We start from the raw sequence: 24,673 nt of genomic DNA, 5'->3' as shown, positions 1-24,673 counted from the left end.
GGGTCGGACAAGAGGAGGAAGCGATGGACGTTCGAAAAGGACTGTGGGCCATAGGGATCGGCTTGGCCGCCATGATCGCCGCGGCTTCTGCGAGCGCGCAGACGCCAAAGCGCGGCGGAGTCCTGCACTATCTGATTCCGGCGGTGTCGCCGCCGAGCTTCGACGGCCACAAGGAGACCACCTACGCGACCGTCCACTCGGCCGCGCCCTTCTACAGCGTGCTGATCCGCGTCGACCCCAACAACCCGTCCTCGACGACCGACTTCGTGTGCGATCTCTGCACCGAGATGCCCAAGCCGACAGACGGCGGCAAGACCTATACCTTCAAGATCCGCGACGGCGTGAAGTTCTCCGACGGTTCGCCGCTCACTGCCGACGACGTGGCCACAAGCTGGAACTATATCGTGTTCCCGCCCGAGGGCGTGGCGAGCGCACGCAAGACCTATTACGTCATGGTCGACAAGATCGAGGCGCCCGATCCGGCCACGGTCGTGTTCCACCTGAAATATGCGACGACGGCGTTCCTGCCGGCATTGGCGGATCCATACGCCTGGATCTACCCCAAGAAGATCCTCGAGAAGGATCCGCACTGGTTCGAGAAGAACGTCCTCGGCTCCGGCCCGTTCATCTTCGACAAGTACGAGGTCGGCCAGTCGATCTCCGGCAAGCGCAACCCGAATTACTACCATAAGGGCCTGCCGTACCTCGACAGCTTCGTCGGCATCTACGCCGCGAAGCAGGCCGTGCAGATCGACGCCATTCGCGCGGACCGCGCCGCGATCGAGTTCCGCGGCTATCCGCCGTCGGCGGTCGACCAGCTCAAGAAGGAGCTCGGCGACAAGATCACCGTGCAGCAGAGCAACTGGAACTGCCTGCTCATGGTGACACCGAACCATGGCAAGAAGCCGTTCAACGACGTCCGCGTGCGCAAGGCGCTGGCGCTCGCGCTCGACACCTGGCATGGCGCTCCGGCGCTCGCCAAGATCGCCATCGTCAAGACGCCCGGCGGCATCGTCTTTCCGGACCATCCGCTGGCCGCGACCAAGGCCGAGCTCGAAAAGCTTCCCGGCTTCTGGCCGGACGTGGAAAAGGCCCGTGCCGAGGCGAAGAAGCTGCTCAAGGAGGCCGGCGCCGAGGGGCTGCAATTCGAGCTGCTCAACCGCAACGTCGACCAGCCCTACAAGTATGTCGCGACCTGGCTGATCGACCAGTGGAGCAAGATCGGCCTGCACGCGACGCAGCGCGTCCTGCCGACCGCCCCGTTCTTCGATGCGCTTCGGCACAACACCTTCGACACCACGATGGACTTCAACTGCCAGAGCGTCGTCAATCCGGTCATGGATGTCAGCAAGTTCCTGCCGCACTCCGTCTACAGCGAGAACTACGGGAACTATGAGGATCCGAAAGAGGTCAAGCTTTACGACGCCATGCTGCACGAGACCGACGTGAAGAAGCTCCGCGAGGAGATGCGGGAGTTCGAGACCTATGTTCTGGGCACCCAGGTGCACGCGATCATGACGCCCTGGTGGCACCGGATCGTCCCGTACCGGTCGTACGTGAAGGGCTGGAAGATCAGCCCCAGCCACTACATCAACCAGGACCTGTCGACCATCTGGCTCGACAAGTAGCGTAGCACTCGTCGGTGTCCGCCCCCGTGGACGGGCACCGGCGGATCCGGAATCGAACCAAGGCCATGTATCGATACATCCTGAAGCGGGTGCTGCTCACCATCCCGACGCTGGTCGGGGCGGCCGCGCTCGTGTTCGTGCTGATGCGCCTGATCCCCGGCGACATCTGCGTCGTGCGACTGGGCGCCGGCGGCGGCACCTTCGATCCGCACGCGGTGGCGCTCTGCCACAAGGAGCTCGGCCTCGATCGTCCGCTCGTCTATCAGTTCCTGAGTTTCGTCGGGGGCTTCTTCACCGGCCACTTCGGCATCTCGATGTGGTCCGGCAAGACCGTGGCCTACGAGATCGGCGTCCGGTTCCCGATCTCGCTCGAGGTGGCGATCCTTGCCACCGTGGTCGCGGTCGCGATTGCGATCCCGCTCGGCACGATCTCGGCCCTGAAGCAGAACAGCTGGACCGACCTGATCGTGCGCTCGGTCGCGATTGCCGGCATCGCCACCCCTTCGTTCTGGCTCGGCATCGTGACCATCCTGCTGGTCCTCGAGCTCACCCAGGCGATCACCGGGTCGCCCTGGATGCCGCCGATCAACTATGTGCCGATCTGGCAGGATCCGATCCACAATCTCTCGATCGTGATCCTGCCGGCGATCACCGTCGGCTATCGCTATGCAGCGGTGGTGATGCGCATGACGCGCTCGGCCATGCTCGAAGTGATGCGCGAGGACTACGTCCGCACCGCGCGGGCCAAGGGCCTGATCGAGCGGATCATCATCAACCGGCATGCGCTCAAGAACGCGCTGCTGCCGGTCGTCTCCCTGATCGGCATCGAGTTCGCCTTCCTGATCGGCGGCCTTGTGGTCACCGAGCAGGTGTTCAACCTCAACGGCATCGGCCGGCTGTTCGTGCAGGCGGTGCAGAACCAGGACTATACGCTGACCCAGGCCCTGGTGATGCTCGTCGTGACCATCTTCGTGGTGACCAATCTCGTGGTCGACCTGCTTTACGCGTGGCTCGACCCACGTATCCGGTACGGGTGAAGGGGCAGTTCCCATGACGTCCATCGTTTCCACGTCTGCCGCCGACGTTGTCGAGGTGCCGGAAATCCGGCGCTCGTTCGGCAAATCGGTCCTGACGTTCCTACGCCGCCAGCCGGTCGGCACGATCGGCATCGTGATCGTTCTGGTGATCGCCTTCGCCGGCCTCACTGCCGACTGGATCGCGCCCTACAACCCGACCTCCAACGACTTCGACGCCATGACCCAGGCGCCGAGCTGGGCGCACCTGCTCGGCACCGATCAGTTCGGCCGCGACATCCTCTCGCGCATCATCTTCGGCGCGCGCACCGCGCTGATCGTCGGCTTCTCGTCGGCCATCGTCGGGGGGGTCAGCGGCCTCGTGCTCGGGGTCGCCAGCGCCTATTTCGGCGGGCGCATCGACCTTGCGGTGCAGCGGGTGCTCGACGTGATGATGGCGTTCCCGCTGATCATCATGGCGCTCGCGGTCGTGTCGATCTTCGGCACCGGCGTGCACAACGTGATCACCGCAATCACCATTCCGCTGATCCCGCGCTGCGCCCGCGTGGTGCGCTCGAGCGCGCTTGCGATCCGCGAGGTGCCCTATGTCGACGCGGCGCGCGCCTGCGGCTTCGGGCATATGCGCATCATTCTCCGGCACATGGTGCCGAACGTGATGGCACCATTCCTGATCATGCTCACCGCCTTCGTAGGTCAGGCGATTCTGGCCGAGGCGTCGCTGTCCTATCTCGGGCTCGGCGTGCAGGAGCCGGTGCCGGCGTGGGGCCTGATGCTGCAGGGCGGCGCCGAGGAGTACGCCTCCACGGCACCCTGGATCGCGATCTTCCCGGGTCTCGCGATCACGGCGACGGTGTTCGGCTTCAGCTTGTTCGGCGATGCGCTGCGCGATGCCATCGATCCCAAGCTGCGGACGCGCTGAGCGGCCGGTCGGGCAACGAGCAGGCTGGCCGTCGCGCCGGCCGCCGCCGACAGAAGGGCAAGACGGGCGCTAGCAAGACCCGCAAAGACCGGGTCGGGCAGGAGGAGGAAGCGATGGACCTTCGAACAGGACTGTGGGCCGTGGGGATCGGCTTGGCGGCCGCGATCGCCGCGGCGTCGGCAAGCGCACAAACGCCCAAGCGGGGCGGCACACTCACCTATCTCATACCGGCCGACGCGCCACCGAGCTTCGACGGCCACCGCGAGACCACCTTCGCCACGGTGCACACGGCGGCGCCGTATTACAGCGTGCTGATCCGCGTGCCGCCCGACAATCCGGCATCGACGACCGAGTTCGTTTGCGATCTCTGCACCGAGATGTCCAAGCCGACCGACGGCGGCAAGACCTACACCTTCAAGATCCGCCGCGACGTGAAGTGGCACGACGGCAGCAAGCTCACGGCGATGGACGTCGCAGCGAGCTGGAACGAGATCGTCTTCCCCCGCAAAGGGGTCACCAGTGCACGTGTCAGCTTCTACGCGATGGTCGACAAGATCGAGGCGCCCGACGACGACACTGTCGTGTTCCGTCTGAAGTACCCGACGACGGCCTTCCTGCCCGCACTCGCCGATCCCTTCGCCTGGATCTACAAGAAGGAGATCCTCGACAAGGATCCGCGCTGGTACGAGAAGAACATCATGGGCTCCGGCCCCTTCAAGTTCGTCTCCTACGAGGTCGGCCAGTCGATCAAGGGCGTCCGCAACCCCGACTACTATCACAAGGGCCAACCCTATCTCGACGCGATCGAGGGCATCTTTACCCCCAAGCAGTCGGTGCGTATCGATGCGCTGCGCGCCGACCGTGCCGCCATCGAGTTCCGGGGGCTTCCGCCCGCGGCCCGGGACCAGCTGGTGAAAGAGCTTGGCGACAAGGTCACCGTGCAGGAGAGCGACTGGAACTGCGGCAACATCCTGACGCCGAACAGCCGGAAGAAGCCGTTCGACGACGTGCGCGTGCGTCGCGCCCTGGCCCTTGCCATCGACCAGTGGCACGGGGCTCCGGCCCTCTCCAAGATCGCGAACGTACGCACCGTGGGCGGCATCGTGTTCCCCGGCTCGCCGCTGGCCGCGACCAAGGAGGAGCTGCAGCAGATCGCCGGCTACTGGCCCGACGTCGACAAGTCGCGGGCCGAGGCCAAGCGTCTCCTGAAGGAGGCCGGCGCCGAAGGCCTGAAATTCGAGCTGCTCAACCGCAATGTCGACCAGCCCTACAAGTTTGTCGGCACCTGGGCGGTCAGCGAGTGGAAGAAGATCGGCCTCGACGTCGAGCAGAAGGTCGTGCCCACCGGCCCGTGGTTCCAGAACATGCGCGCCGGCACCTTCGACGTGGCGCTGGAGGCCAACTGCCAGAGCGTCGTCAACCCCGTGCTCGACACCGGCAAGTATCTGCCCGGCAAGATCTTTCCGGACAACTATGGGGGCTACGACGATCCGAAATCGGTCGAGCTCTACAACAAGATGCAGTACGAGACCGATCCCAAGAAGCAGCGGGCTGCCATGCGCGCCTACGAAAAGCACACGCTGGACGCGATGGCGCATGAGATCGTCCTGCCATACTGGTACCGCATCGTGCTGGCGCGATCCTACGTGAAGGGCTGGAAGATCAGTCCCAGCCACTACCTCAACCAGGACCTCGCCAACATCTGGCTCGACAAGTAGCGCGATCGGCGCGTCCGCGGCTCGGGACCGATGGCGCGGCCGGTCAGGCATCGAGGAGCCCGGCCGTCTCGTCGATCAACGCCGACAAGCCGACAAGGCCGTCCGCGCCGGCACCGATCGACTGCCGTACGCGACCGGCAAAATCCGCCGGCTTGACGGCCAGCCGCTCGACGCCGGCCACCGCGCCTTTCTCGTTCAGGAGCCAGGCGCGGTTCAGCGCAAACAGCGTCTGGCAAAGGCAGGCGACAGAGCGGAAAGCGCAGCCCGCGACATAGGCCGGATCGTCACGGGCGCGGCCGTGGCCGGCATTCTCGAGGGCAAAGCGCGCTTCCCAGAAGAACGTGCGGATCAGCGCCTCGGCGAGCGCCGACGGATAGGGCTCGCATTGACGCTTCAGGGGCGCCAGCACCGCCTCGGGATCCCACAACGGTTGGCAACAGGCAACCTCGCCCATGTAGATCGCCGACACGAAGGCGTGCAGATGGCCGGGCTGGTAGGCCCGCTCGACTCGGCCGTCGCGGCAGGCGCCGATCACGCCACGCACCTTGCCGAGGTCGCGGTAGAGGAGATCGACACGCCGGCCATCCACCGTAAGCCACGCCCCGCCGTCGATCCAGGGGCCCCATTCGCCCAGGTCCGTCACCGACGAGCTCGCCGCGCCGGGCAGCAGGACAGCCGCCTTGGCCAGGCGCCCGACATCGATCGGATGGTCCGGTTCGTAGTAGAGGCCGACATCGTAATCGGACGTGGGCGCCGCCTCGCCGCGCGCCCGCGAGCCGCCCAGCACGATGGCCCTGATGCCGGGCACGCCGCCGAAGGCGCGCACGAGGCGGCGCAGCAGGGTCTCATCGTTGGCTTCGGTATCGACCATCGCCTCTGACTCTAGTGGATGGAATCTAACACTTGGTGCCCTCGTTTGACGGCGGCGATGATTTTGTTGGGGTCCTTTGTCCAGATGAAGGGCCTTGGGTCTGCATTGTGGAGGCGAAGGAAGCAGTGGATGGCGTCTTTGAGTTCGCGAAGAGATCGGAAGACGCCGCGCTTGAGGCGTTTGTTCGCGAGCTTTGCAAAGAAGCCCTCGACGGCATTGAGCCAGGACGCCGACGTTGGGGTGAAGTGGAAGGCGAACCGCGGATGCTTGTCGAGCCATTGCATCACTTTGGGATGGCTGTGGGTGGCATAGTTATCGATGATGACGTGGATCGTCTTTCTCCTGGGTGTCCTTGCATCGATGGCGTTGAGGAAGCGGATGAACTCTTGATGACGATGGCGCTTCATGCACTGGCCGATAACCTTGCCCTCCAGGACGTCGAGGGCGGCGAACAGAGTGGTGACGCCATGGCGCTTGTAGTCGTGGGTCATGGTGCCGGCGCGCCCCTTCTTCATCGGCAGTCCCGGCTGGGTGCGGTCCAGCGCCTGGATTTGGCTCTTTTCATCGACCGAGAGCACGATGGCGTGGTCGGGCGGATTGACGTACAGCCCGACGATGTCCCTGAGCTTGGCGGCAAACTGCGGATCATTGGACAGCTTGAATTGGCGGACCAGATGCGGCCTCAGGCCATGGGCGCGCCAGATCCGTTGCACCGAGCTGACGCTGATCCCGGCCGCCTCGGCCATCGCCGGGCCGGTCCAATGGCTCGCCCCCGACGGCGGCCCTGCCAGCGTCATGGCGACAACGTGCTCGGCCACCTCGGGATGGAGCGGCGGGATGCGCGACGGGCGTGTCTTGTCGCGCCACAGCCCCGCTGCACCTTCCGCCCCGAACCGTTCCTGCCAGCGCCAGATCACCGTCTTGGCCTTGCCGGTGGCACGCATGATCTCGGCAGTGCCATGCCCGTCGGCGGTCAAAAGAACGATCCTTGCCCGCCAGACGTGCTTTTGCGGGCTGTTGCGGTTGGCCACCACCGCCTCCAGCTCGCCACGGTCCGTGGCATTCAACTGAAAGTTCGTTCGCTCGTGCATTCCTCTGACTCGCATACGCGAGCCCGATCGGGAATCCCCTCGCGAATCGAAATGTTAGATTTGGTCCACTAGCATCCCGTGGCCACGTTGCAGCGCGGCACGGCCGGCTGGCCCCGCTGCGTGAATGCCGCCAATATATTCCTTCAACCGGGAGAGAGACGCATATGGCGAGCATAAGCTCGGAAGCGATGGTCAACGAAATGGGCGATCTCGACGGCGATTCGCTGCGGATGCACAGGTCCGGACGGCCGGGCAAGATCGAGATCATCGCCAGCAAGCCCCTGGTGACGCAGCGCGACCTGGCGCTCGCCTATTCGCCCGGCGTCGCCGCGCCCTGCCTCGAGATCGCCAAGGATCCGTCCACCGCCTACGACTACACCGCCAAGGGCAACCTCGTGGCGGTGATCTCCAACGGCACGGCCGTGCTCGGCCTCGGCGATCTCGGCGCGCTGGGCGGCAAGCCGGTGATGGAGGGCAAGGCCGTGCTCTTCAAGCGCTTCGCCGACGTCGACTGCATGGACCTCGAGGTCGACACCAGGGACGTCGACGAGTTCGTCAATTGCGTGCGCTTCCTCGGCCCCACCTTCGGCGGCATCAACCTCGAGGACATCAAGGCGCCGGAGTGCTTCATCATCGAGCAACGCCTGCGTGAGATGATGGACATCCCGATCTTCCACGACGACCAGCACGGCACCGCGATCGTCTCGGCCGCCGGCCTGATCAACGCCATGCACCTCACCGGCCGCGACCTCAGGAACGTCAGGATGGTGGTGAACGGCGCAGGCGCCGCCTCGATCGCCTGCATCGAGCTCGTGAAGGCGATGGGCCTGCCGCCCGAGAACGCCATCCTGTGCGACACCAAGGGCGTGATCTACCAGGGCCGCACCGAGGGCATGAACCAGTGGAAGAGCGCCCACGCCGTGCGCACCAAGGCGCGTTCGCTCGCCGAGGCGATCGAGGGCGCCGACGTGTTCTTCGGCCTCTCGGTCAAGGGCGCCGTCACCAGGGACATGGTGAAATCGATGGCCGCCAGCCCGATCATTTTCGCCATGGCCAATCCGGATCCCGAGATCACGCCCGAGGATGTCCGCGCGGCGCGCTCGGACGCGATCATCGCCACCGGGCGCAGCGACTATCCCAACCAGATCAACAATGTGCTGGGCTTCCCCTACATCTTCCGCGGTGCGCTCGATGTCAGGGCCACCACCATCAACGAGGCGATGAAGATCGCGGCGGCCGAGGCGCTGGCCAAGCTCGCCCGCGAGGATGTGCCCGACGAGGTCGATCGCGCCTACTCCGGCCGACGGCTGCGTTATGGGCCGGACTACATCGTCCCCGTGCCGTTCGATCCCCGCCTGATCTCGGCCGTCTCGTCGGCGGTCGCCGAAGCGGCGGTGAAGTCGGGCGTCGCGCGCAAGCCCATTCCCAACCTGGCGGAATACAAGCGCTCGCTGTCGGGGCGCCTCGATCCCACCAGCCACTGGCTGCAAAGCCTGTTCGAGCAGGTGAAAGCCAATCCGCAGCGCATCGTGTTCGCCGAGGGCGAGGAGGAGCGCACCATCCGCGCCGCGCTCGTGTTCCGCGACAACGGCTACGGCACGCCGATCCTGATCGGACGCGAGGAGCAGGTGCGCGAGACGATGAAGGCCCTCGGCATCGCCAATACCGACGGGCTCGAGATCCACAATGCGCGGCTCAGCACCCGAAACACACCCTATACCGACATGGTCTACAAGCGCCTGCAGCGCGACGGCTACCTGCGCCGCGACGTGCAGCGCATGGTGAACCAGGGGCGTAACGTGTTCGGCGCCTGCATGGTGGCCATGGGCGACGCCGACGGCATGGTCACCGGAATCACGCGGCGCTTCCCCGAATGCTACGGCGATGTGAAGCGCGTGATCGATGCCGAGTCCAACAAGGTGGCGATGGGCTATTCCATCGTCGTGGCGCGACATGGCACGGTGTTCCTCGCCGACACGTCCATCAACGAGACGCCCACACCCGAGCAGCTCGCGGCGATCGCGCGGCAGATGGCGGCCAACGCGCGAATGATGGGGCACCATCCGCGCGTCGCCTTCACTTCCTTCACCAATTTCGGCAGCCGCGAGATCGAGCGCATCGATCGCATCCGCAAGGCGATTCGCATCCTCGACGCCGAGAAGGTCGACTTCGAATACGACGGCGAGATGCAGGCCGACATGGCGCTCGACCACGAGCTCCTGAAGGCGACCTACCCATTCTGCCGTCTCACCGGTCCCGCCAACGTGCTGGTGATGCCGGGGCTGCACTCCGCCCATATCTCGTCGCGCCTGGTGCAGAGCCTGGGCGGCGTGACGGTGATCGGGCCGGTGATCGACGGCCTGCAGATGCCGGTGCAGATCGTGGCCATGGGCGCGACCGTCAGCGACCTCGTCAATCACGCCGCCCTCGCCGCCTATGGCGCGCTCAGCCGACGGAGGTAGTCATGTCCGATCTCGTCATTCGCGGCGCCACGGTCGTCGACGGGCTGGGCCACGAGCCGCGTCGGGCTGATCTCGCGGTCAAGGACGGCCGCATCGAGGCCGTCGGCGAGATCCGGGATAGCGAGGCGCGCACGATCGACGCCGGCGGGCTTGTCCTGTCGCCCGGCATCGTCGATGTGCACACCCACTACGACGCCCAGGCCACGTGGGACCCTACCCTGTCACCGTCGCCGTCGCTGGGCGTCACCACCGCGGTGATCGGCAATTGCGGTTTCGGCATCGTACCCGCGCCGCCCGCGGCTCGCGACCTCGTGATCCGCAATCTCTCGGTCGTCGAAGGCATGGACCTCGACGCGCTGCGCGCCGGCATCCGTTGGGAGTTCGAGAGCTTCGGCGAGTACATGGACATGCTGCGCCGGCGGCCGGCCTACGCCAACTTGGCGGTGCTGGCCGGCCATTCGACCATCCGCACCGCGATCATGGGCGAGGCCGCGTCGCAGCGCGCCGATGCGACGCCCGAGGAACTCGCGCGGATGAAGGCCATGGTCGCCGACGCCATGGCTCAAGGCGCGATCGGGCTCGGCGCCTCCTACTCGCTCAACCATTCCGGCTATGGCGGCGTGCCGATGCCGTCGACCATCGCGCCCCTGTCGGAGCTGGACGCGCTGGTGGGCGCGATGGGCCCGCGCGGCCAGGGTGTGATCGCGATCGCCTCGGGCGTGAAGACGCCGGAGGAGCTGGAGCCGATAGCGGCAAAGCACGGCCGGCCGTTCTTTCAGGGCACCGGCATGGCGATGTACAACGAGCAGGAGCCCGAGCGCGCGCTGCGCATCTTCGACGCCTGCGCGGCCGCGCTCCGCCGCGGCAACGGCCTCTACGTCCAGATCCCCTGTCAGCCGCTGTCGTTCGACTTCACGATGGCCAACGCCTATCCGTTCTACAGCCATTCGGCCTTCGACCCGATCAAGGCCTACTCGCCCGAGCAGTTGAAGGCGGTGTTCCGCGATCCGTCGTGGCGCGCCAGGTTCCGCGACAACGCCAAGAACCCGCGACCGGGCATGATCTTCCAGGGCAACTGGGAGCGCGTGATGGTGGCGGTCGTCCAGAAGCCCGCCAACGCAAGCTACGTAAACCGCTATCTGGACGAGATCGCGGCGGAAGAGAAGCGCGACCCTCTCGACGTCATGCTGGATCTGGCGCTCGACGAGAACCTCGAGACGGCGTTCCTCGGCCGCTTCCTCAATGTCGGTGACGAGGGCGTGGCCCGTCTCCTGAAGCATGAGGCGGGCGTGGTGGCGCTGTCGGATGCGGGCGCTCATCTGATCTATATGTGCGACGCGGGCTTCGGCCTGCATTTCCTGGCGCATTGGGTGCGCGAGCGCGGCGACTTCGATCTCGCCGAAGGCGTCCGCCGCCTCACCAGCCATCCCGCCGACCTTTATGGAATCCGCAATCGCGGCCGCATCGCCGTCGGCGCGCAGGCGGACTTGCTGCTGTTCGATCCGGCCACCGTCGGTGTCTCGCCGGCCGAGCGCGTCGCCGACCTGCCGGGCGGCGGCCGGCGCACGATCCGCCGCCCGACGGGCGTGCATGGCGTCTTCTGCAACGGCGTGATGACCTTCGACGGCAAGGATTACGTGAGGCACACCGTGGCGCCGGGGCATGTGCTCGACCGGTTCAACGCATCCCGGGGCAGCCACCGCGCGATCGCCGCGCAGTAGCATCGCCGCGCGGAACGTCGAGCCGCGGCCTGTACCAAATGCCTTGCGGCCCTGCCGAGGCGGTATAGGCTCGCCGCAATCAGTTCGCCTGGGGAGGGCGCCCATGTCGACGATCATGAAGATCAGCAGCCGGAATCTGCCCGTGCTGCGCCGCCGCGGCATCGTGAAGGGAGGGCTGGCCGGCGTGATCGCGAGCGGCCTCGCGCCGACGATCGCGCGCGCGGAGCCCATCAAGCTCGTGATGGCGCACATCAACGCTCTTCCCGAGTCGGCGGCGGTCGCCTTCGACTGGCAGGCACAGGAGGTGCGCAAGCGCTCCAACGGCGAGCTCGACATGCGGTTCTTCGGCTCGACGCTGATGAGCAAGGAACTCGACATCATGAACGCGGTGAAGTCGGGCAACATCGCCATCGGCAACCCGGCCGGTGCGGCGGCGACGATCTTCCCCGAGATGGGTGTGTTCCTGGTGCCCTATCTCGTGCGCAGCTACGACCAAGCCTACAAGATGTTCAATGGCGCGATCGGCGACCAGCTCGACAAGACATTCCAGCAAAAATACAAGCTGAAGACGCTGTGCTTCTTCGATTACGGCTTCCGCCATTTCTGGACCAGCAAGAAGCCGATCGTCGAGCCCAAGGACCTGCGCGGCGCCAAGATCCGCGTGCAGCAGGCCAAGGTTTTCGCGGACACCATCAACGGGCTGGGCGGCAACGCCGTGCCGCTCGCCTGGGGCGAGGTGATCTCGGCGGCCAAGTCGGGCGTCATCGACGGCGGCGATCTGCCGATCGTCAACCAGATCGCGCTCAAGATCTACGAGGTCTCGAAGTACTGCTCGATGACCTTCCACAACTACGGGCCGACTCTCAACACCATGAACCTCGGCATCTGGGAAAGCCTCAGCCCGGCGCACAAGAAGATCATGCTCGACACCAGCCGCGAGGCGCAGGCCAAGTGCCGCGAGCTTACCGAGTCGGTCGACAATTTCGACGCCGCCAAGAAGGCGCTCGAGCCCAAGGGCATGACGGTCGTCAAGGGCGACCTCGAGGCTTTCCGCAAGGTCGCAGAAGCGAAGATCTGGCCAGCCTATAAGAAGCAGTACGCCGAATTGTGGGACACCATCGCCAACTTCAAGGCGTAAGGGCGCGCGGTCATGAATCTGATCGCCCGCATCCCCAAGCTCGTCGTCTCGCTGCTGCTGGTCGCCGCCATCGTGAACCTGCTGGTGGGCGTATTCCTGCGCTACGTGATGATTCCGGTCACCGACTGGCTTGATCTCGACCCGATCCCCTTCACCTGGGTCGAGGAGGTCGGCGAGATGATGCTGGCCTACCTCACCCTGATCGGCGCCGCGATCGGTGTGCGCGAGCGCGCCCACTTCACCCTGCACGTGCTGAACCTCTCGCGGCACAGCCGCCTCCTCGTCGACCGCATCCATTTCACGCTGGTGACCGTCGTCGGTCTGCTGGTCGCCTGGTTCGGGGTCAAGCTCTGCATCCTGAACAGCGCCCTCACGACGCCGGGTCTGCAGATCAACCTCGCCGTGCTTTACGGCTCCGCTGTGGCCGGCGGCCTGTTGCTGGCGATCTACGCGGTGTCGATGATCGTCGCGCCGACCCGGCTCGAAGCCGACCCCCTGCACTGAACGGGGATCGCCCAGGGCATGCTGCTGCTTCTCGTCGCCGCGATCTTTGTCGTGCTGGTCGTCTTCTCCATGCCCATCGTGTTCGCGCTCGGCGTCTCGGCCGTGGCGGGGCTGTGGCTCGGCGGCTACGACATGCAGGTCCTGTCCTCCAGCCTGGTTTCCGGCTCGCAGAGCTGGGTGCTCCTCGCCATTCCCGCCTTCGTCTTCGCCGGCGGGCTGATGGAGCGCTGCGGCATGAGCCACACGCTGGTCGACTTCGCCCGCGCGCTGGTCGGCTGGGTCAAGGGCGGGCTCGGCATGTCGGTGATCCTGGTCGCCTATTTCTTTTCCGACATCTGCGGCTCCAAGATGGCCGAGGTCTCGGCCCTGGGCTCGACCCTGATGCCGCCGCTCACCAAGGCAGGCTACCGGCGCCAGGACTCTGCGTCGCTGATCGCGGCCGGCACCGCGATGGGCATGCTCGTGCCGCCCGCGATCTTCATGATCGTGATCGCCCAGGTGACCAACACCTCGGCGGTCGCCCTCTTCCTCGCCGGCTTCGTTCCGGCGGCCGTCATCATGCTCTGCCTGATGGCGCTGGTCTGGTATCGCGCCCGCAAGTACGACTGGCCGGTCGACACGAGGCCGAGCGCCGCGCTGCTGATCGGCACGGCACGCCGCGCGAGCGTGCCGCTGGTGATCCCGATCGTGATCCTGAGCGGCTTCATCGGCGGCGTCTTCACCGCCACCGAGGCGGGCGCCGTGGTGGCGGCCTACGCCTTCGTCGCCGCCCGCTTCTACTACCGCAATGTCGGCTTCGCCGAGATGGGCAAGCTCGCCTACGAAAGCGCGATCCTGACCGCCTCCGTTGTCTTCCTGCTCGCCGTGGCGTCGGTGTTCCAGTACCTGATGGGCGTCTCCGGCGTGCCGGCGCTGCTGGCCGAGATCCTGGCGCCGCTGAAGTCGATGCCGTGGCTGTTCCTCACCTGCACCGCCCTCATCACCATGATGTTCGGCATGGTGCTGGAGGGCCTGCCGGCGGCCGTTGTGCTGATCCCGGTGGTCTTCCCGATTGCCGAGAAGATGAACATCAACCCCTATCACTTCAACATCGTGCAGACGGCGGCTGTCGGCATCGGGCTGTTCCTGCCGCCGATGGGGGTAGGGCTGCTGATGGCGCTCAAGTTCGCCAACCTGACGGTTGGCCAGCACTGGCGCACCTATCTGCCTTACGTCGGTGCCTTGCTGCTGGGACTGATGCTGATCATCCTGTTCCCGCAGATCTCGCTGTTCCTGCCCCGCGCCGTGGGCGCGCTCAACTAGGCAAGCACGCTCAGCCAGCCTTCGCCGGTCCTGCGACCTTGATCACAGTGAGCCGGTGCTGCTTGCCGTCTCGTCCCGGCCACGAGATCGACTGGCCGACGCCGAGCCCGATCAGCGCGGCGCCGATCGGCGTCATGATCGAGATGCGATGCGCATCGAGGCTTTCGTCCACGGGATAGACGAGCGTCATCGTCCGTGTCTGGCCGTCGTCCGACTTGAAGGTCACCGTCGAGCCCATGCGCACGACGTCGGCCGGCACCGCCTCCTCGCTCACGATCTGCGCGCGATCGAGCTCGTCCAGCAGCTCCTGCGCGACCTCCGGCAGCCGCTGCAGCGATGCGTTGGCAAGATCGCTGAGCCGCTCGTAGTCGGCGTTGCTGATGATGATCTGGGGAACCGACCGGCTCCGCACGACGTCGCGCATCGACAAGGCCTTTCAGGAACAAACGCGGATTGGAAGCGAAAAGAGCGCGCAAAGGCGCGAACGCTTGGGCGACCCACCCGTCGCACACCGTCAAACGTAAGGACGTGGGGCCGGGATTTCAACCGGCCTGCAACGGCTCAAAGGGCGGGCTTGCCGACCCCACCGCGCGCCCGCCGGGCGAGATAGACCTGGAGGTGGGCATAGGCCAGGCGCAGATTGGGCGTGGCAACGCCCGCCTTGCGCCCGCGGACGATCATGTCGCCCACGACGTGGTCGGCCTCGACCATGGCGCCCTTTTCGAGATCGTGCAGCATGGACGCGGCAAACCGTGAGCCTTTCTGGGTGAGGTAGGAGCGGACGTTGTTCATTCCCTTCTCGCCCGGATCGCAGCCCGCGGCGGCCGCAACCTTTCGGCATTCCTCGACTGTCTCGAGCACGATCGCCCGGCCCTCGTCGGCTTCGAGGATGTCGCCGGACGTGCCGCGCATCAGGCAGCACATCGAGGCGAGCGTGCACAGCATGATCCATTTGTCCCAAAGATCCTGGACGATGTTCTTGTGCAGGCCGCCGTCGATGCCGGCCTTCTTGACGGCCGCATCGAGCTCGACCAGCGCCGGCCGTGCCGGTTTGCCATCGCGCTCGCCGAAGGAGATGGCAGCGAAGGGGCTGGTGTGCAGAACCTCTCCCGTGGGCGAGAGGGCGACGCCGACGCGGGCAAGGCCACCCACGACCGGCCTCTCGCCGAAATGCCCGGCCAGGACATCGATATGGCGCATGCCGTTCAGCATGGGCACGACTGTGGTGTCCGGTCCTATCGCCGGCGCCACCGCCTCGATCGCCGAGTCGAGGTCGTAAGCCTTGCAGGTCAGCATCACGACATCGTACGGCCCGCCCTCGGCGCCGCCGAGCACGGTCTTGACCTTCTGCGTGACGTCGCCCTTGGTGCTCTTGATCACGAGTCCGCTGCGTTGCAGGGCGTCGCGGCGCGCCGGGCGGACGAGGAAGGTGACGTCGGCGCCGCCCTGCTGCATCCGGCCGCCGACATAGCCGCCGATCGCTCCGGCACCCAGGATCAAGGTCTTCATTTCGGCGCCCTCCTTCGAGCGATCCAATCGGCGAGCCAAATCGCCAGGTCGTCGGTCTGGTGATGAATATGGTCGAGATCGAGGCCGGCCGCCCGCTTCACGCTTTCGTCGGTGCGGATCCACACCGTGCGCATGCCCATGGCGCAGGCGGGCTTCAGGTTGGCGGCGATGTCGTCGGCCATGGCGGCGCGGGTCGGATCGACGCCGTGCTTCAGCACCAGCTTGTCGTAGATCGCCTGGTGCGGCTTGGGCCAATAGTCGCCGGCCACGATATCGAAGATCGCCTCGAAGTGGCGGGCCACCCCCAGCCGCTCCACGACACGCTCGGCATGCGGCACGTCGCCGGCCGTGAAGATAATCTTGCGGCCGGGCAGCGCCGCCAGCGCGGCATCGAGCGCCGGCGCGGGCAGCACCGGCGAATAGTCGATGTCGTGTACGTAGGCCAGCATATGCTTGGGGTCGACGCCGTGCAGGGTCATGAGGCCCCGCATCGACGTGCCATGATCGCGCCAATACTGCTTCTGCATGCGCCGCGCCTCCTCGAGGCGGACCTTGAGGCGATCGGCGATATAGGCGCCGATGCGCACATCGATCTGGGCAAAGAGGTTGCAGCGCGCCGGATAGAGCGTGTTGTCGAGATCGAACAGCCAGACGTCGGGATCATGCAGCGGGATGGGCATTTGGGGATTTTGCTTAATCGCCGCCCGTGCGCTTGTCGAGCGGCGAGCTTATAACGGGCGGCAATGGATATCCTCCTCTATGCCTTTCTGGCGCTGATCGCCCTGCTGCTGGTCGGGTTGATCGTCCTGTTGCTGCGGCGCGGCGACAATCGCGAGACGCAGGCGGTGCGCCAGCATCTCGAGATGGCGTTGAGCCAGCAGGCCGAGACCGTCCAGCGCGTCGAGCGCTCGCTGCGCGAGCAGGAGCAGGCACTGAGCAAGGTCGTGAGCGAGCGCCTCGACCGCAGCGAGAAGGCCACCGGCCAGGTCGTGACCGACCTGCGCGAGCGACTGGCCCGCATCGACGAGGCGCAGAGGAAGATCGGCGAGCTCTCGACGCAGGTGGTCGGTCTGCAGGAGATCCTGTCCAACAAGCAGGCGCGCGGCGCCTTCGGCGAGGTCCAGCTCAACGATCTGGTGCAAAGCGCGCTGCCGCCCTCGGCCTACGAGTTCCAGTGCAGCCTCGGCAACGGGGCGCGGGTGGACTGCCTGCTCAGGCTGCCCAACCCGCCGGGCTCGATCGCCATCGATGCCAAGTTCCCGCTCGAAAGCTACCGGCTCCTGCGCGGCGTGACGCCGGGCGACTCGCCCGGGCTCGCGACGGCGCAGCGCGCCTTCCAGCAGGCGATGCGCAAGCACATCGGCGACATCCGGGACAAATACATCGTGGCCGGTGAGACGGCCGAGTCGGCGTTGCTGTTCCTGCCATCCGAGGCGATCTATGCCGAGCTGCATGCCAACTTCGCCACGGTGGTCGAGGAGTCCTACAAGGCGCGCGTCTGGATCGTTTCGCCCACCACCCTGATGGCGACGCTGAACACGGTACGGGCCGTCCTGAAGGACGTGCGCATGCGCGAGCAGGCCGGCGAGATCCAGAAGGCGGTCGGGCTGATGCTCGACGATGTGCGCCGGCTCGACGAGCGGGTGACGAAGCTCAAGACCCATTTCACGCAAACGGAGAAGGACCTGCGCGACATCGAGACCTCGACCGAGCGCATCACCAAGCGTGGCGAGCGCATTCTCGACACCGAACTCGGTGACGCACCGGCACCGTTGCCGCCGAAGGTCTAGTGGATGGAATCTAACACTTGGTGCCCTCGTTTGACGGCGGCGATGATTTTGTTGGGGTCCTTTGTCCAGATGAAGGGCCTTGGGTCTGCATTGTGGAGGCGAAGGAAGCAGTGGATGGCGTCTTTGAGTTCGCGAAGAGATCGGAAGACGCCGCGCTTGAGGCGTTTGTTCGCGAGCTTTGCAAAGAAGCCCTCGACGGCATTGAGCCAGGACGCCGACGTTGGGGTGAAGTGGAAGGCGAACCGCGGATGCTTGTCGAGCCATTGCATCACTTTGGGATGGCTGTGGGTGGCATAGTTATCGATGATGACGTGGATCGTCTTTCTCCTGGGTGTCCTTGCATCGATGGCGTTGAGGAAGCGGATGAACTCTTGATGACGATGGCGCTTCATGCACTGGCCGATAACCTTGCCCTCCAGGACGTCGAGGGCGGCGAACAGAGTGGTGACGCCATGGCGCTTGTAGTCGTGGGTCATGGTGCCGGCGCGCCCCTTCTTCATCGGCAGTCCCGGCTGGGTGCGGTCCAGCGCCTGGATTTGGCTCTTTTCATCGACCGAGAGCACGATGGCGTGGTCGGGCGGATTGACGTACAGCCCGACGATGTCCCTGAGCTTGGCGGCAAACTGCGGATCATTGGACAGCTTGAATTGGCGGACCAGATGCGGCCTCAGGCCATGGGCGCGCCAGATCCGTTGCACCGAGCTGACGCTGATCCCGGCCGCCTCGGCCATCGCCGGGCCGGTCCAATGGCTCGCCCCCGACGGCGGCCCTGCCAGCGTCATGGCGACAACGTGCTCGGCCACCTCGGGATGGAGCGGCGGGATGCGCGACGGGCGTGTCTTGTCGCGCCACAGCCCCGCTGCACCTTCCGCCCCGAACCGTTCCTGCCAGCGCCAGATCACCGTCTTGGCCTTGCCGGTGGCACGCATGATCTCGGCAGTGCCATGCCCGTCGGCGGTCAAAAGAACGATCCTTGCCCGCCAGACGTGCTTTTGCGGGCTGTTGCGGTTGGCCACCACCGCCTCCAGCTCGCCACGGTCCGTGGCATTCAACTGAAAGTTCGTTCGCTCGTGCATTCCTCTGACTCGCATACGCGAGCCCGATCGGGAATCCCCTCGCGAATCGAAATGTTAGATTTGGTCCACTAGGTCAGCTCCAGGGACCGCGGCCGCCGGTCTGCGGCACGGAGCCGCCGGGACGGGTACGCAATGGTGCAGACGCGGTCGGCATCGCCTGCGCCGCCATGGCCCGCAAGCGCGCGATGCGCTCCTCCATCGGCGGATGGGTCGAGAACAGGCTGGCCATGCCGCCGGCCGACAGCGGATTGTCGATATAGAGATGCGCCGTTCCGGGATTGGCCTGCGCGGTCGCATTGGGAATTGCCTGCGTGCCGGCATGGAGGCGGCCGAGCGCCGAGGCCAGCCATTCCGGATGGCCGGAAATCTCGGCGCCCATGCGATCCGCCTCGTACTCGCGGCTGCGGCTGATCGCCATCTGGATCAGCGAGGCGGCGATGGGCGCCAGGATCATGGCCAGGATGCTCAGAATAGGATTGCCGACCGGCCGGCCGTTCTCGTCCCGGCCGCCGCCGAAGAAGAAGCCGAAGCTCGCCAGCATGCCAATGGCGCCGGAGAGGGTCGCCGCCACCGTCATGGTGAGCGTGTCGCGGTTCTTCACGTGGCCGAGCTCGTGGCTCAGCACGCCCATTACCTCCTCCCGGCTGAGATGGCGCAGCAGGCCCGTGTTCACGGCGATCGCCGCATGCTCGGGGCTGCGGCCGGTGGCAAAGGCGTTGGGCTGGTCCTCGTCGATGACATAGACGCGCGGCATCGGCAGGCCGGCGCGCTGGGCGAGCTGCTGCACCATGCCGTAGAGTTCGGGCGCCTCCTGCGGACCGGCTTCGTGCGCGTTGCTCATGCGCAACACCAGGCGGTCGGAGTTCCAGTAAGCGAAGAGGTTGGTGCCCAGCGCCACCACCAGCGCGATCACCAGCCCCTGCCGGCCGCCCAGCAGGTAGCCGATCACCAGAAAAAAGGCCGTCAGCGCCGCCAGGAGCAGGGCGGTACGAAAATAGTTCATGGCCGATAAAGATGGCCCGGGACTGTGGCGAATCAAGACGCCGGACGGCATCATGGGGCCATGACCGATCCGAAGCCCGCGCCCGCCGCTCAGACGCCCAAGCCCGATTCGGCCGAGCCGGCCGCCCCCGAGAAGCCCAAGAAGGTCGAGGAGATCGGCGGCCCGCCCGGCCCCGAGCCGACGCGCTACGGCGACTGGCAATTCAACGGCAAGGTAACCGACTTTTGAGGCGCTCAGACATCTTCCATCCCGGCTTCAAGGCCCGGCCGTGGTGGTGGGAGGCGTGGACGCCGAACAATGCCCTGAGCCAGGACCCGCCGGCCCGGACGGACGTGCTGATCGTGGGAGCGGGCTACGGCGGGCTGTCGACGGCCCTCGAATTGCATCGCAACGGCATCGAGGCGGTCGTGCTGGAGCGCGGCGATTTCGGTGTCGGCGCCTCGACGCGCAACGGCGGCATGATCTCGGGCGGCGTCAATCTCGGCAAGGGGCTCGGCGGCAAGAACCAGGCCGCCGAGGAATTCGCCCGCCGCAAGGCCGAGTTCCTGACGGCGGGATCGGACTCGCTCAGCGTGCTCGAGGACATCATCGCCCGCGAGAAGATCGAATGCGGCGTGATCAAGAAAGGCCGCTTCGTCGGCGCCTGGACGCCGCGGCACTACGACGAGCAGGCCGCCAAGATCGAAATGTTCAACAAGTACGCCGGTACCGGCGCCGAGATGGTGCCGCGCGAGCGCCAGCACGAGATGATCGCCTCGGACTACTACTTCGGCGGCATGTACGCGCGGCGCTCGGGTCATCTCCATCCGGCGCTCTACTACAAGGGCCTGCTGGAAGCGGCCCATCGCGCAGGCGCCGTCCTCTGCGCCAACGTCGAGGCCGAGCGCATCGAGAAGTCCGGCACCGGCTGGCGGGTGCTGACGGCCAAAGGGCCGGTCCAGTGCCGCGAGGTCGTGATCGCCACCAATGGCTACACCGGCGATCTGACGCCCCGGCTCAAGCGGCGCGTGGTGCCGGTCGCGAGCCATATCATCGCGACCGAACCGCTGCCGATGCCCGCGACCGAGTTGATTCCCGAGCTGCGCTCCATCGCCGACACCAAGCGGGTGTTGACCTACTACAGGCCTTCGCCCGACGGTCGGCATCTCATCTTCGGCGGCCGCGCCCGCTTCACGGCGGCGGCGCCGGAAGTGAGCGCGCCCATTCTTTATCGGTACATGATCGACCGCTTCCCGCAGCTTCGCGGCATCCGCATCACCCATGTGTGGACCGGCAACGTCGCCTTCGCGCTCGACTACATGCCACACATGGGCACGGACCAGGGCTTGCACTATCTGCTCGCTTGCAACGGCAACGGCGTCGCCATGATGACCTATCTCGGCACCCAGACGGCGAAGAAGATCGCCGGCGGCACCAACGCGCCGATCAACCCGCTGGACGGCCGCGACTTCCCCGAAAGCCGGTTCTACAACGGCGACCCGTCCTGGTTCCTGCCGCTGGTCGGTGCCTGGTACCGGACCCGCGACTGGATCGACCGGCGGCGAGCCGCGTGATGGACGCGCTGCCGGTTACGCTCGCGGACATCCAGGCCGCCGCAGCCCGCATCAAGGGCGCGGTCGTGCGCACGCCCTGCCTGCGCAGCGAGACGCTGTCGCGCATCGCCGAGGCCGATGTCTGGCTCAAGTTCGAGAATCTTCAGTTCACGGCGTCGTTCAAGGAGCGCGGCGCGCTGAACACGCTCCTGCAGCTCAGCGAGGCCGAGCGGCGACGCGGCGTGATCGCCATGTCGGCCGGCAATCACGCGCAGGGCGTGGCCTACCATGCCGGCCGGCTCGGCATCCCGGCCACCATCGTGATGCCGTCCTTCACTCCCAACACCAAGGTGACGCATACGCGCGGGCACGGTGCGGCGGTCGTCCTGCACGGGGACACGCTCGCCGAAGCCGGCGCCGAAGCCCATCGTCTCGAGGCGGCCGAACAACTCACCTTCGTGCATCCCTACGACGACCCGCGCATCATCGCGGGCCAGGGCACGATCGCGCTCGAGATGCTGCAGGACGCGCCCGAGCTCGATACGCTGGTCGCCCCGGTGGGCGGCGGCGGCATGATCGGCGGCTGCGCGATCGTCGCCCGCGGGCTCAAGCCGGACATCAAGGTGATCGGCGTCGAAACCGCGAGCTACTCGGCGCTGCGGCAGCTTCTGGCCGGCGAGCCAGTGACGGCCGGTGGCGACACCATCGCCGAAGGCATTGCCGTCAGCGACATCGGCAAGCTGCCGCTTCAGATCGCCCGCCGCCTGCTCGACCGGGTGCTGGCGGTCGAGGAAGTGGTGATCGAGCGGGCGATTTCGCTCCTGATCGAGGTCGAGAAGACCGTGGTCGAGGGCGCTGGCGCCGCGGGGCTCGCCGCTCTGCTTGCCCATCCGGCGGCGTTCAGGGGACGCAAGGTTGGCCTGGTGCTGAGCGGCGGCAACATCGACACACGCCTGATGGCCTCGGTCCTGCTACGCGGACTGGTGCGCGACGGCCGGATCGTGCGGTTGCGCGTCATGATCAACGACTTGCCGGGGCAGCTCGCGCGCGTCGCCGGCCGGATCGGCGACGCGGGCGGCAACATCGTCGAGGTCCAGCATCAGCGCCTGTTCGGCGTGGTCGCCAAGCGCGCCGAGCTCGACGTCACCGCCGAGACTCGCGATCGCGCCCATGTCCGCGAGCTCGTCGCGGCGCTGGAACGCGACGGCTTCGTCGTCCGTGTGTTGGAGGGGGCGGACCTCTAGGAAATTTCGGCAGCGGCCGAAACCTGCGCTCGCAGGAACGCGCCAGAGTTCAGCCTCCCAACAGGAGACCGGCATGGCGATCACCGTGTTCATCCGTTACCAGATCGATCCATTCAAGCGCGACGCGTTCGAGGCCTATGCCAGGCGCTGGCGCGCGATCATCCCGCGCTGCGGCGGCGATCTCGTGGGTTACTGGATGCCGCACGAGGGCACCAACAACATCGCCCGGGCGCTGATCACCTTCGGGAGCCTTGGTGCCTATGAAGCCTATCGCGCCCGCCTGCGCGACGACGTCGAGGGCATGGCCAACTTCCGCAGCGCCGAGGAGGGGCGCTTCATCCTGGCGGAGGAACGGACCTTCCTGCGGCCGGTCGTCTAGGCGAGCACCAAAGCGCCGCTTACATCCTGCCGGGGTGCGGGCTAAAAGGGCCGCCATGTCCGCACCCCCGACCTACATCCCCTCACCCACGCCCGATCTTGCCCGGATCGAGCGCGCCCTGATCTCGGTCTCCGACAAGGCGGGCCTCGTCGAGCTAGGCAAGGCGCTGGCGGGCCACGGGGTCGAGATCCTGTCCACCGGCGGCTCGGCCAAGGCGCTGCGCGAGGCCGGGCTCGAGGTGATCGAGGTGAGCGACCATACCGGCTTCCCGGAGATCATGGACGGCCGGGTGAAGACCCTGCAGCCGTCGATCCATGGCGGCATCCTGGCGCGCCGCACGGATGCAGGCCATGCCAAGGCGATGGCCGACCACAGGATCGCGGCCATCGATCTCGTGGTGGTGAACCTCTACCCCTTCGAGGCCACGGTGGCGCGCGGCGCCGATTTCCCGATCTGCGTCGAGAATATCGATATCGGCGGCCCGGCTTTGATCCGAGCCGCCGCCAAGAACCACGACTTCGTGACCGTGGTCGTCGATCCGGTGGACTATCCGGCGCTGCTGGCCGAGCTGACCGCCAACGAGGGGGCGACGACGCTGGCGCTGCGGCGCAGGCTCGCCGCGACGGCCTATGCCCGTACGGCGGCCTACGACTCGGCGATCGCCACCTGGTTCGCCCATCAGCAGGGCGAGATCTTTCCCGAACAGTTCACGCTTGCCGCCCGGCGCGTGCAGATCCTGCGTTATGGCGAGAACCCCCACCAGCAGGCCGCCTTCTATGCCGACGGCAGCAATCGGCCCGGCATTGCGACCGCGCGCATGGTCCAGGGCAAGGAGCTTTCCTACAACAATATTAACGACACGGAGGCGGCCTACGAGTGCGTTGCCGAGTTCGAGGGGCCGGCCTGCACGATCATCAAGCATGCCAATCCCTGTGGCGTCGCGATCGGCAAGGACATCACGGAAGCGTATCTCCGGGCGCTCGCCTGCGATCCGGTCTCGGCCTTCGGCGGCATCATTGCCTTCAATCGGCCGCTCGACGCCAAGACCGCCGCTGAAGTGGTGAAGATCCTGACCGAGGTGGTGATCGCTCCCGACGCCTCCGAGGAAGCCCGAAAGGTGATGGCGGCGCGACGGAACGTGCGCCTCCTTCTTGCCGGAGGCATGCCGGATCCGCGCAGCGCGGGTATGACGCTGAAGAGCGTGGCGGGTGGCTATCTCCTGCAGAGTCGCGACAGCGGGCAGGTGGCCAAGGCCGATCTCAAGGTGGTGACCAAGCGCGCACCGACCGCTCGCGAGGTCGAGGACCTGCTGTTCGCCTTCACGGTCTGCAAGCATGTGAAATCGAACGCAATCGTCTATGCGAAGGACGGTGCGACAGTGGGTGTCGGCGCGGGACAGATGAACCGACGCGACAGTTCCCGGATTGCCGCCATCCGGGCCGCCGAGTCAGGCGAACTCGCCAAGTTGCCGCAAAATCCCGCCATCGGGAGCGTGGTCGCTTCCGACGCCTTCTTCCCCTTCCCCGACGGCTTGCTCGCCGCGGCCGACGCCGGCGCGACGGCCGTCATCCAGCCCGGTGGATCGATCCGCGACCAAGCAGTGATCGACGCCGCCGACCAGGCGGGCCTTGCCATGGTCTTCACGGGCATGCGCCATTTCCGTCATTGATTGACGGCCATTCGCCGCCCCTGCCGCCCGGGAAATACCAGGGCGGCCCGTCATCGCGCTTTGGCCTCAGGCCATCGCGCGGA

The 24,673-nt window shown here is 66.3% G+C and carries 22 protein-coding genes; 15 read left to right on the top strand and 7 right to left on the bottom strand.

Translation table 11 applies throughout. The annotated features are described in order from the left end of the window. Positions 1-23 precede the first annotated feature (23 nt). The 4 genes from OJF58_RS10240 to OJF58_RS10225 all read left to right on the top strand — a co-directional run bounded on the left by OJF58_RS10240 (position 24) and on the right by OJF58_RS10225 (position 5,299). Positions 24-1,628 (top strand): ABC transporter substrate-binding protein, encoded by a 1,605-nt coding sequence (locus OJF58_RS10240; RefSeq protein ID WP_300783995.1) that lies wholly within the window; start codon positions 24-26, stop codon positions 1,626-1,628. Positions 1,629-1,693: 65 nt separating this feature from the next. Further along, complete coding sequence (locus OJF58_RS10235) at positions 1,694-2,665, top strand: ABC transporter permease (RefSeq protein WP_300783993.1); 972 nt, start codon at positions 1,694-1,696, stop codon at positions 2,663-2,665. A 13-nt stretch (positions 2,666-2,678) separates the two neighbouring features. Then, a complete protein-coding gene (locus OJF58_RS10230) occupies positions 2,679-3,581 on the top strand; it encodes an ABC transporter permease (protein WP_300783992.1) in 903 nt (300 codons plus the stop codon). A gap of 113 nt (positions 3,582-3,694) precedes the next feature. Further along, positions 3,695-5,299 (top strand): ABC transporter substrate-binding protein, encoded by a 1,605-nt coding sequence (locus OJF58_RS10225; protein WP_300783991.1) that lies wholly within the window; start codon positions 3,695-3,697, stop codon positions 5,297-5,299. A 43-nt stretch (positions 5,300-5,342) separates the two neighbouring features. Here OJF58_RS10225 and OJF58_RS10220 read toward each other — a convergent pair whose 3' ends face one another. Beyond that, positions 5,343-6,170: a nucleotidyltransferase domain-containing protein gene (locus OJF58_RS10220; RefSeq protein WP_300783990.1), complete on the bottom strand. Its 828-nt coding sequence runs from the start codon at positions 6,168-6,170 to the stop codon at positions 5,343-5,345. An 11-nt stretch (positions 6,171-6,181) separates the two neighbouring features. Continuing rightward, positions 6,182-7,261 carry an IS630 family transposase gene (locus tag OJF58_RS10215; protein WP_300779365.1) on the bottom strand — a complete coding sequence of 360 codons (1,080 nt, stop codon included), beginning with the start codon at positions 7,259-7,261 and terminating at the stop codon, positions 6,182-6,184. A 164-nt stretch (positions 7,262-7,425) separates the two neighbouring features. Here OJF58_RS10215 and OJF58_RS10210 point away from each other — a divergent pair, with 164 nt between their 5' ends. The 5 genes from OJF58_RS10210 (at position 7,426) to OJF58_RS10190 (ending at position 14,388) form a co-directional block, all read left to right on the top strand. After that, positions 7,426-9,723: an NADP-dependent malic enzyme gene (locus OJF58_RS10210; protein WP_300783988.1), complete on the top strand. Its 2,298-nt coding sequence runs from the start codon at positions 7,426-7,428 to the stop codon at positions 9,721-9,723. A gap of 2 nt (positions 9,724-9,725) precedes the next feature. After that, a complete protein-coding gene (locus OJF58_RS10205; RefSeq protein ID WP_300783987.1) occupies positions 9,726-11,444 on the top strand; it encodes an amidohydrolase family protein in 1,719 nt (572 codons plus the stop codon). Between the two features lie 103 nt (positions 11,445-11,547). Then, positions 11,548-12,582, top strand: a complete 1,035-nt coding sequence (locus OJF58_RS10200; RefSeq protein ID WP_300783986.1) for a TRAP transporter substrate-binding protein — start codon at positions 11,548-11,550, stop codon at positions 12,580-12,582. 12 nt (positions 12,583-12,594) lie between these two features. After that, complete coding sequence (locus OJF58_RS10195) at positions 12,595-13,086, top strand: TRAP transporter small permease subunit (protein ID WP_300783985.1); 492 nt, start codon at positions 12,595-12,597, stop codon at positions 13,084-13,086. An 18-nt stretch (positions 13,087-13,104) separates the two neighbouring features. Then, on the top strand, positions 13,105-14,388 hold the full coding sequence (locus OJF58_RS10190) for a TRAP transporter large permease (protein WP_300783984.1): 1,284 nt from the start codon (positions 13,105-13,107) through the stop codon (positions 14,386-14,388). 10 nt (positions 14,389-14,398) lie between these two features. Here OJF58_RS10190 and rnk read toward each other — a convergent pair whose 3' ends face one another. The 3 genes from rnk to OJF58_RS10175 all read right to left on the bottom strand — a co-directional run bounded on the left by rnk (position 14,399) and on the right by OJF58_RS10175 (position 16,577). Next, positions 14,399-14,812: a nucleoside diphosphate kinase regulator gene (rnk, locus tag OJF58_RS10185; protein WP_300783982.1), complete on the bottom strand. Its 414-nt coding sequence runs from the start codon at positions 14,810-14,812 to the stop codon at positions 14,399-14,401. Positions 14,813-14,949: 137 nt separating this feature from the next. Further along, positions 14,950-15,897: a ketopantoate reductase family protein gene (locus tag OJF58_RS10180; RefSeq protein WP_300783980.1), complete on the bottom strand. Its 948-nt coding sequence runs from the start codon at positions 15,895-15,897 to the stop codon at positions 14,950-14,952. After that, on the bottom strand, positions 15,894-16,577 hold the full coding sequence (locus tag OJF58_RS10175; protein WP_300783978.1) for a pyrimidine 5'-nucleotidase: 684 nt from the start codon (positions 16,575-16,577) through the stop codon (positions 15,894-15,896). Before OJF58_RS10175 ends, OJF58_RS10180 begins: the two co-directional genes overlap by 4 nt. 63 nt (positions 16,578-16,640) lie before the next feature. Here OJF58_RS10175 and rmuC point away from each other — a divergent pair, with 63 nt between their 5' ends. Next, the gene (gene rmuC, locus OJF58_RS10170; RefSeq protein WP_300783976.1) at positions 16,641-17,687 is read left to right on the top strand and encodes a DNA recombination protein RmuC; all 1,047 of its coding nucleotides are present in this window, start codon (positions 16,641-16,643) and stop codon (positions 17,685-17,687) included. On the opposite strand, the gene OJF58_RS10165 is transcribed toward rmuC, so the two are convergent. After that, the gene (locus OJF58_RS10165) at positions 17,684-18,763 is read right to left on the bottom strand and encodes an IS630 family transposase (RefSeq protein ID WP_300779365.1); all 1,080 of its coding nucleotides are present in this window, start codon (positions 18,761-18,763) and stop codon (positions 17,684-17,686) included. The genes rmuC and OJF58_RS10165 overlap by 4 nt on opposite strands. 73 nt (positions 18,764-18,836) lie before the next feature. After that, the gene (gene htpX / locus OJF58_RS10160; protein WP_300783974.1) at positions 18,837-19,766 is read right to left on the bottom strand and encodes a zinc metalloprotease HtpX; all 930 of its coding nucleotides are present in this window, start codon (positions 19,764-19,766) and stop codon (positions 18,837-18,839) included. Between the two features lie 60 nt (positions 19,767-19,826). Here htpX and OJF58_RS10155 point away from each other — a divergent pair, with 60 nt between their 5' ends. From OJF58_RS10155 to purH, 5 genes are all read left to right on the top strand, one after another. Next, positions 19,827-19,994: a DUF1674 domain-containing protein gene (locus OJF58_RS10155; protein ID WP_300783973.1), complete on the top strand. Its 168-nt coding sequence runs from the start codon at positions 19,827-19,829 to the stop codon at positions 19,992-19,994. Next, a complete protein-coding gene (locus OJF58_RS10150) occupies positions 19,991-21,319 on the top strand; it encodes an FAD-binding oxidoreductase (RefSeq protein ID WP_300783971.1) in 1,329 nt (442 codons plus the stop codon). Before OJF58_RS10155 ends, OJF58_RS10150 begins: the two co-directional genes overlap by 4 nt. Next, a complete protein-coding gene (locus OJF58_RS10145) occupies positions 21,319-22,542 on the top strand; it encodes a threonine ammonia-lyase (protein WP_300783970.1) in 1,224 nt (407 codons plus the stop codon). Before OJF58_RS10150 ends, OJF58_RS10145 begins: the two co-directional genes overlap by 1 nt. 73 nt (positions 22,543-22,615) lie before the next feature. Continuing rightward, the gene (locus OJF58_RS10140; RefSeq protein ID WP_300783969.1) at positions 22,616-22,921 is read left to right on the top strand and encodes an NIPSNAP family protein; all 306 of its coding nucleotides are present in this window, start codon (positions 22,616-22,618) and stop codon (positions 22,919-22,921) included. A gap of 55 nt (positions 22,922-22,976) precedes the next feature. After that, on the top strand, positions 22,977-24,590 hold the full coding sequence (gene purH, locus OJF58_RS10135) for a bifunctional phosphoribosylaminoimidazolecarboxamide formyltransferase/IMP cyclohydrolase (RefSeq protein ID WP_300783968.1): 1,614 nt from the start codon (positions 22,977-22,979) through the stop codon (positions 24,588-24,590). Positions 24,591-24,673 lie beyond the last annotated feature (83 nt).

Origin of the sequence: Enhydrobacter sp. (assembly GCF_030246845.1) — a bacterium.
GTDB lineage: Bacteria > Pseudomonadota > Alphaproteobacteria > Reyranellales > Reyranellaceae > Reyranella.
The sequence above is the reverse complement of the archived record's forward strand: the minus strand, read 5'-3'. Positions and strand labels throughout refer to the sequence as shown.

Excerpts from the sequence above, each read along its gene's own strand:
- OJF58_RS10240 (WP_300783995.1), top strand. The coding sequence starts at position 24 with ATGGACGTTCGAAAAGGACTGTGGGCCATAGGGATCGGCTTGGCCGCC.
- OJF58_RS10235 (WP_300783993.1), top strand. The coding sequence starts at position 1,694 with ATGTATCGATACATCCTGAAGCGGGTGCTGCTCACCATCCCGACGCTG.
- OJF58_RS10230 (WP_300783992.1), top strand. The coding sequence starts at position 2,679 with ATGACGTCCATCGTTTCCACGTCTGCCGCCGACGTTGTCGAGGTGCCG.
- OJF58_RS10225 (WP_300783991.1), top strand. The coding sequence starts at position 3,695 with ATGGACCTTCGAACAGGACTGTGGGCCGTGGGGATCGGCTTGGCGGCC.
- OJF58_RS10220 (WP_300783990.1), bottom strand. The coding sequence starts at position 6,170 with ATGGTCGATACCGAAGCCAACGATGAGACCCTGCTGCGCCGCCTCGTG.
- OJF58_RS10215 (WP_300779365.1), bottom strand. The coding sequence starts at position 7,261 with ATGCACGAGCGAACGAACTTTCAGTTGAATGCCACGGACCGTGGCGAG.
- OJF58_RS10210 (WP_300783988.1), top strand. The coding sequence starts at position 7,426 with ATGGCGAGCATAAGCTCGGAAGCGATGGTCAACGAAATGGGCGATCTC.
- OJF58_RS10205 (WP_300783987.1), top strand. The coding sequence starts at position 9,726 with ATGTCCGATCTCGTCATTCGCGGCGCCACGGTCGTCGACGGGCTGGGC.
- OJF58_RS10200 (WP_300783986.1), top strand. The coding sequence starts at position 11,548 with ATGTCGACGATCATGAAGATCAGCAGCCGGAATCTGCCCGTGCTGCGC.
- OJF58_RS10195 (WP_300783985.1), top strand. The coding sequence starts at position 12,595 with ATGAATCTGATCGCCCGCATCCCCAAGCTCGTCGTCTCGCTGCTGCTG.
- OJF58_RS10190 (WP_300783984.1), top strand. The coding sequence starts at position 13,105 with ATGCTGCTGCTTCTCGTCGCCGCGATCTTTGTCGTGCTGGTCGTCTTC.
- rnk (WP_300783982.1), bottom strand. The coding sequence starts at position 14,812 with ATGCGCGACGTCGTGCGGAGCCGGTCGGTTCCCCAGATCATCATCAGC.
- OJF58_RS10180 (WP_300783980.1), bottom strand. The coding sequence starts at position 15,897 with ATGAAGACCTTGATCCTGGGTGCCGGAGCGATCGGCGGCTATGTCGGC.
- OJF58_RS10175 (WP_300783978.1), bottom strand. The coding sequence starts at position 16,577 with ATGCCCATCCCGCTGCATGATCCCGACGTCTGGCTGTTCGATCTCGAC.
- rmuC (WP_300783976.1), top strand. The coding sequence starts at position 16,641 with ATGGATATCCTCCTCTATGCCTTTCTGGCGCTGATCGCCCTGCTGCTG.
- OJF58_RS10165 (WP_300779365.1), bottom strand. The coding sequence starts at position 18,763 with ATGCACGAGCGAACGAACTTTCAGTTGAATGCCACGGACCGTGGCGAG.
- htpX (WP_300783974.1), bottom strand. The coding sequence starts at position 19,766 with ATGAACTATTTTCGTACCGCCCTGCTCCTGGCGGCGCTGACGGCCTTT.
- OJF58_RS10155 (WP_300783973.1), top strand. The coding sequence starts at position 19,827 with ATGACCGATCCGAAGCCCGCGCCCGCCGCTCAGACGCCCAAGCCCGAT.
- OJF58_RS10145 (WP_300783970.1), top strand. The coding sequence starts at position 21,319 with ATGGACGCGCTGCCGGTTACGCTCGCGGACATCCAGGCCGCCGCAGCC.
- OJF58_RS10140 (WP_300783969.1), top strand. The coding sequence starts at position 22,616 with ATGGCGATCACCGTGTTCATCCGTTACCAGATCGATCCATTCAAGCGC.
- purH (WP_300783968.1), top strand. The coding sequence starts at position 22,977 with ATGTCCGCACCCCCGACCTACATCCCCTCACCCACGCCCGATCTTGCC.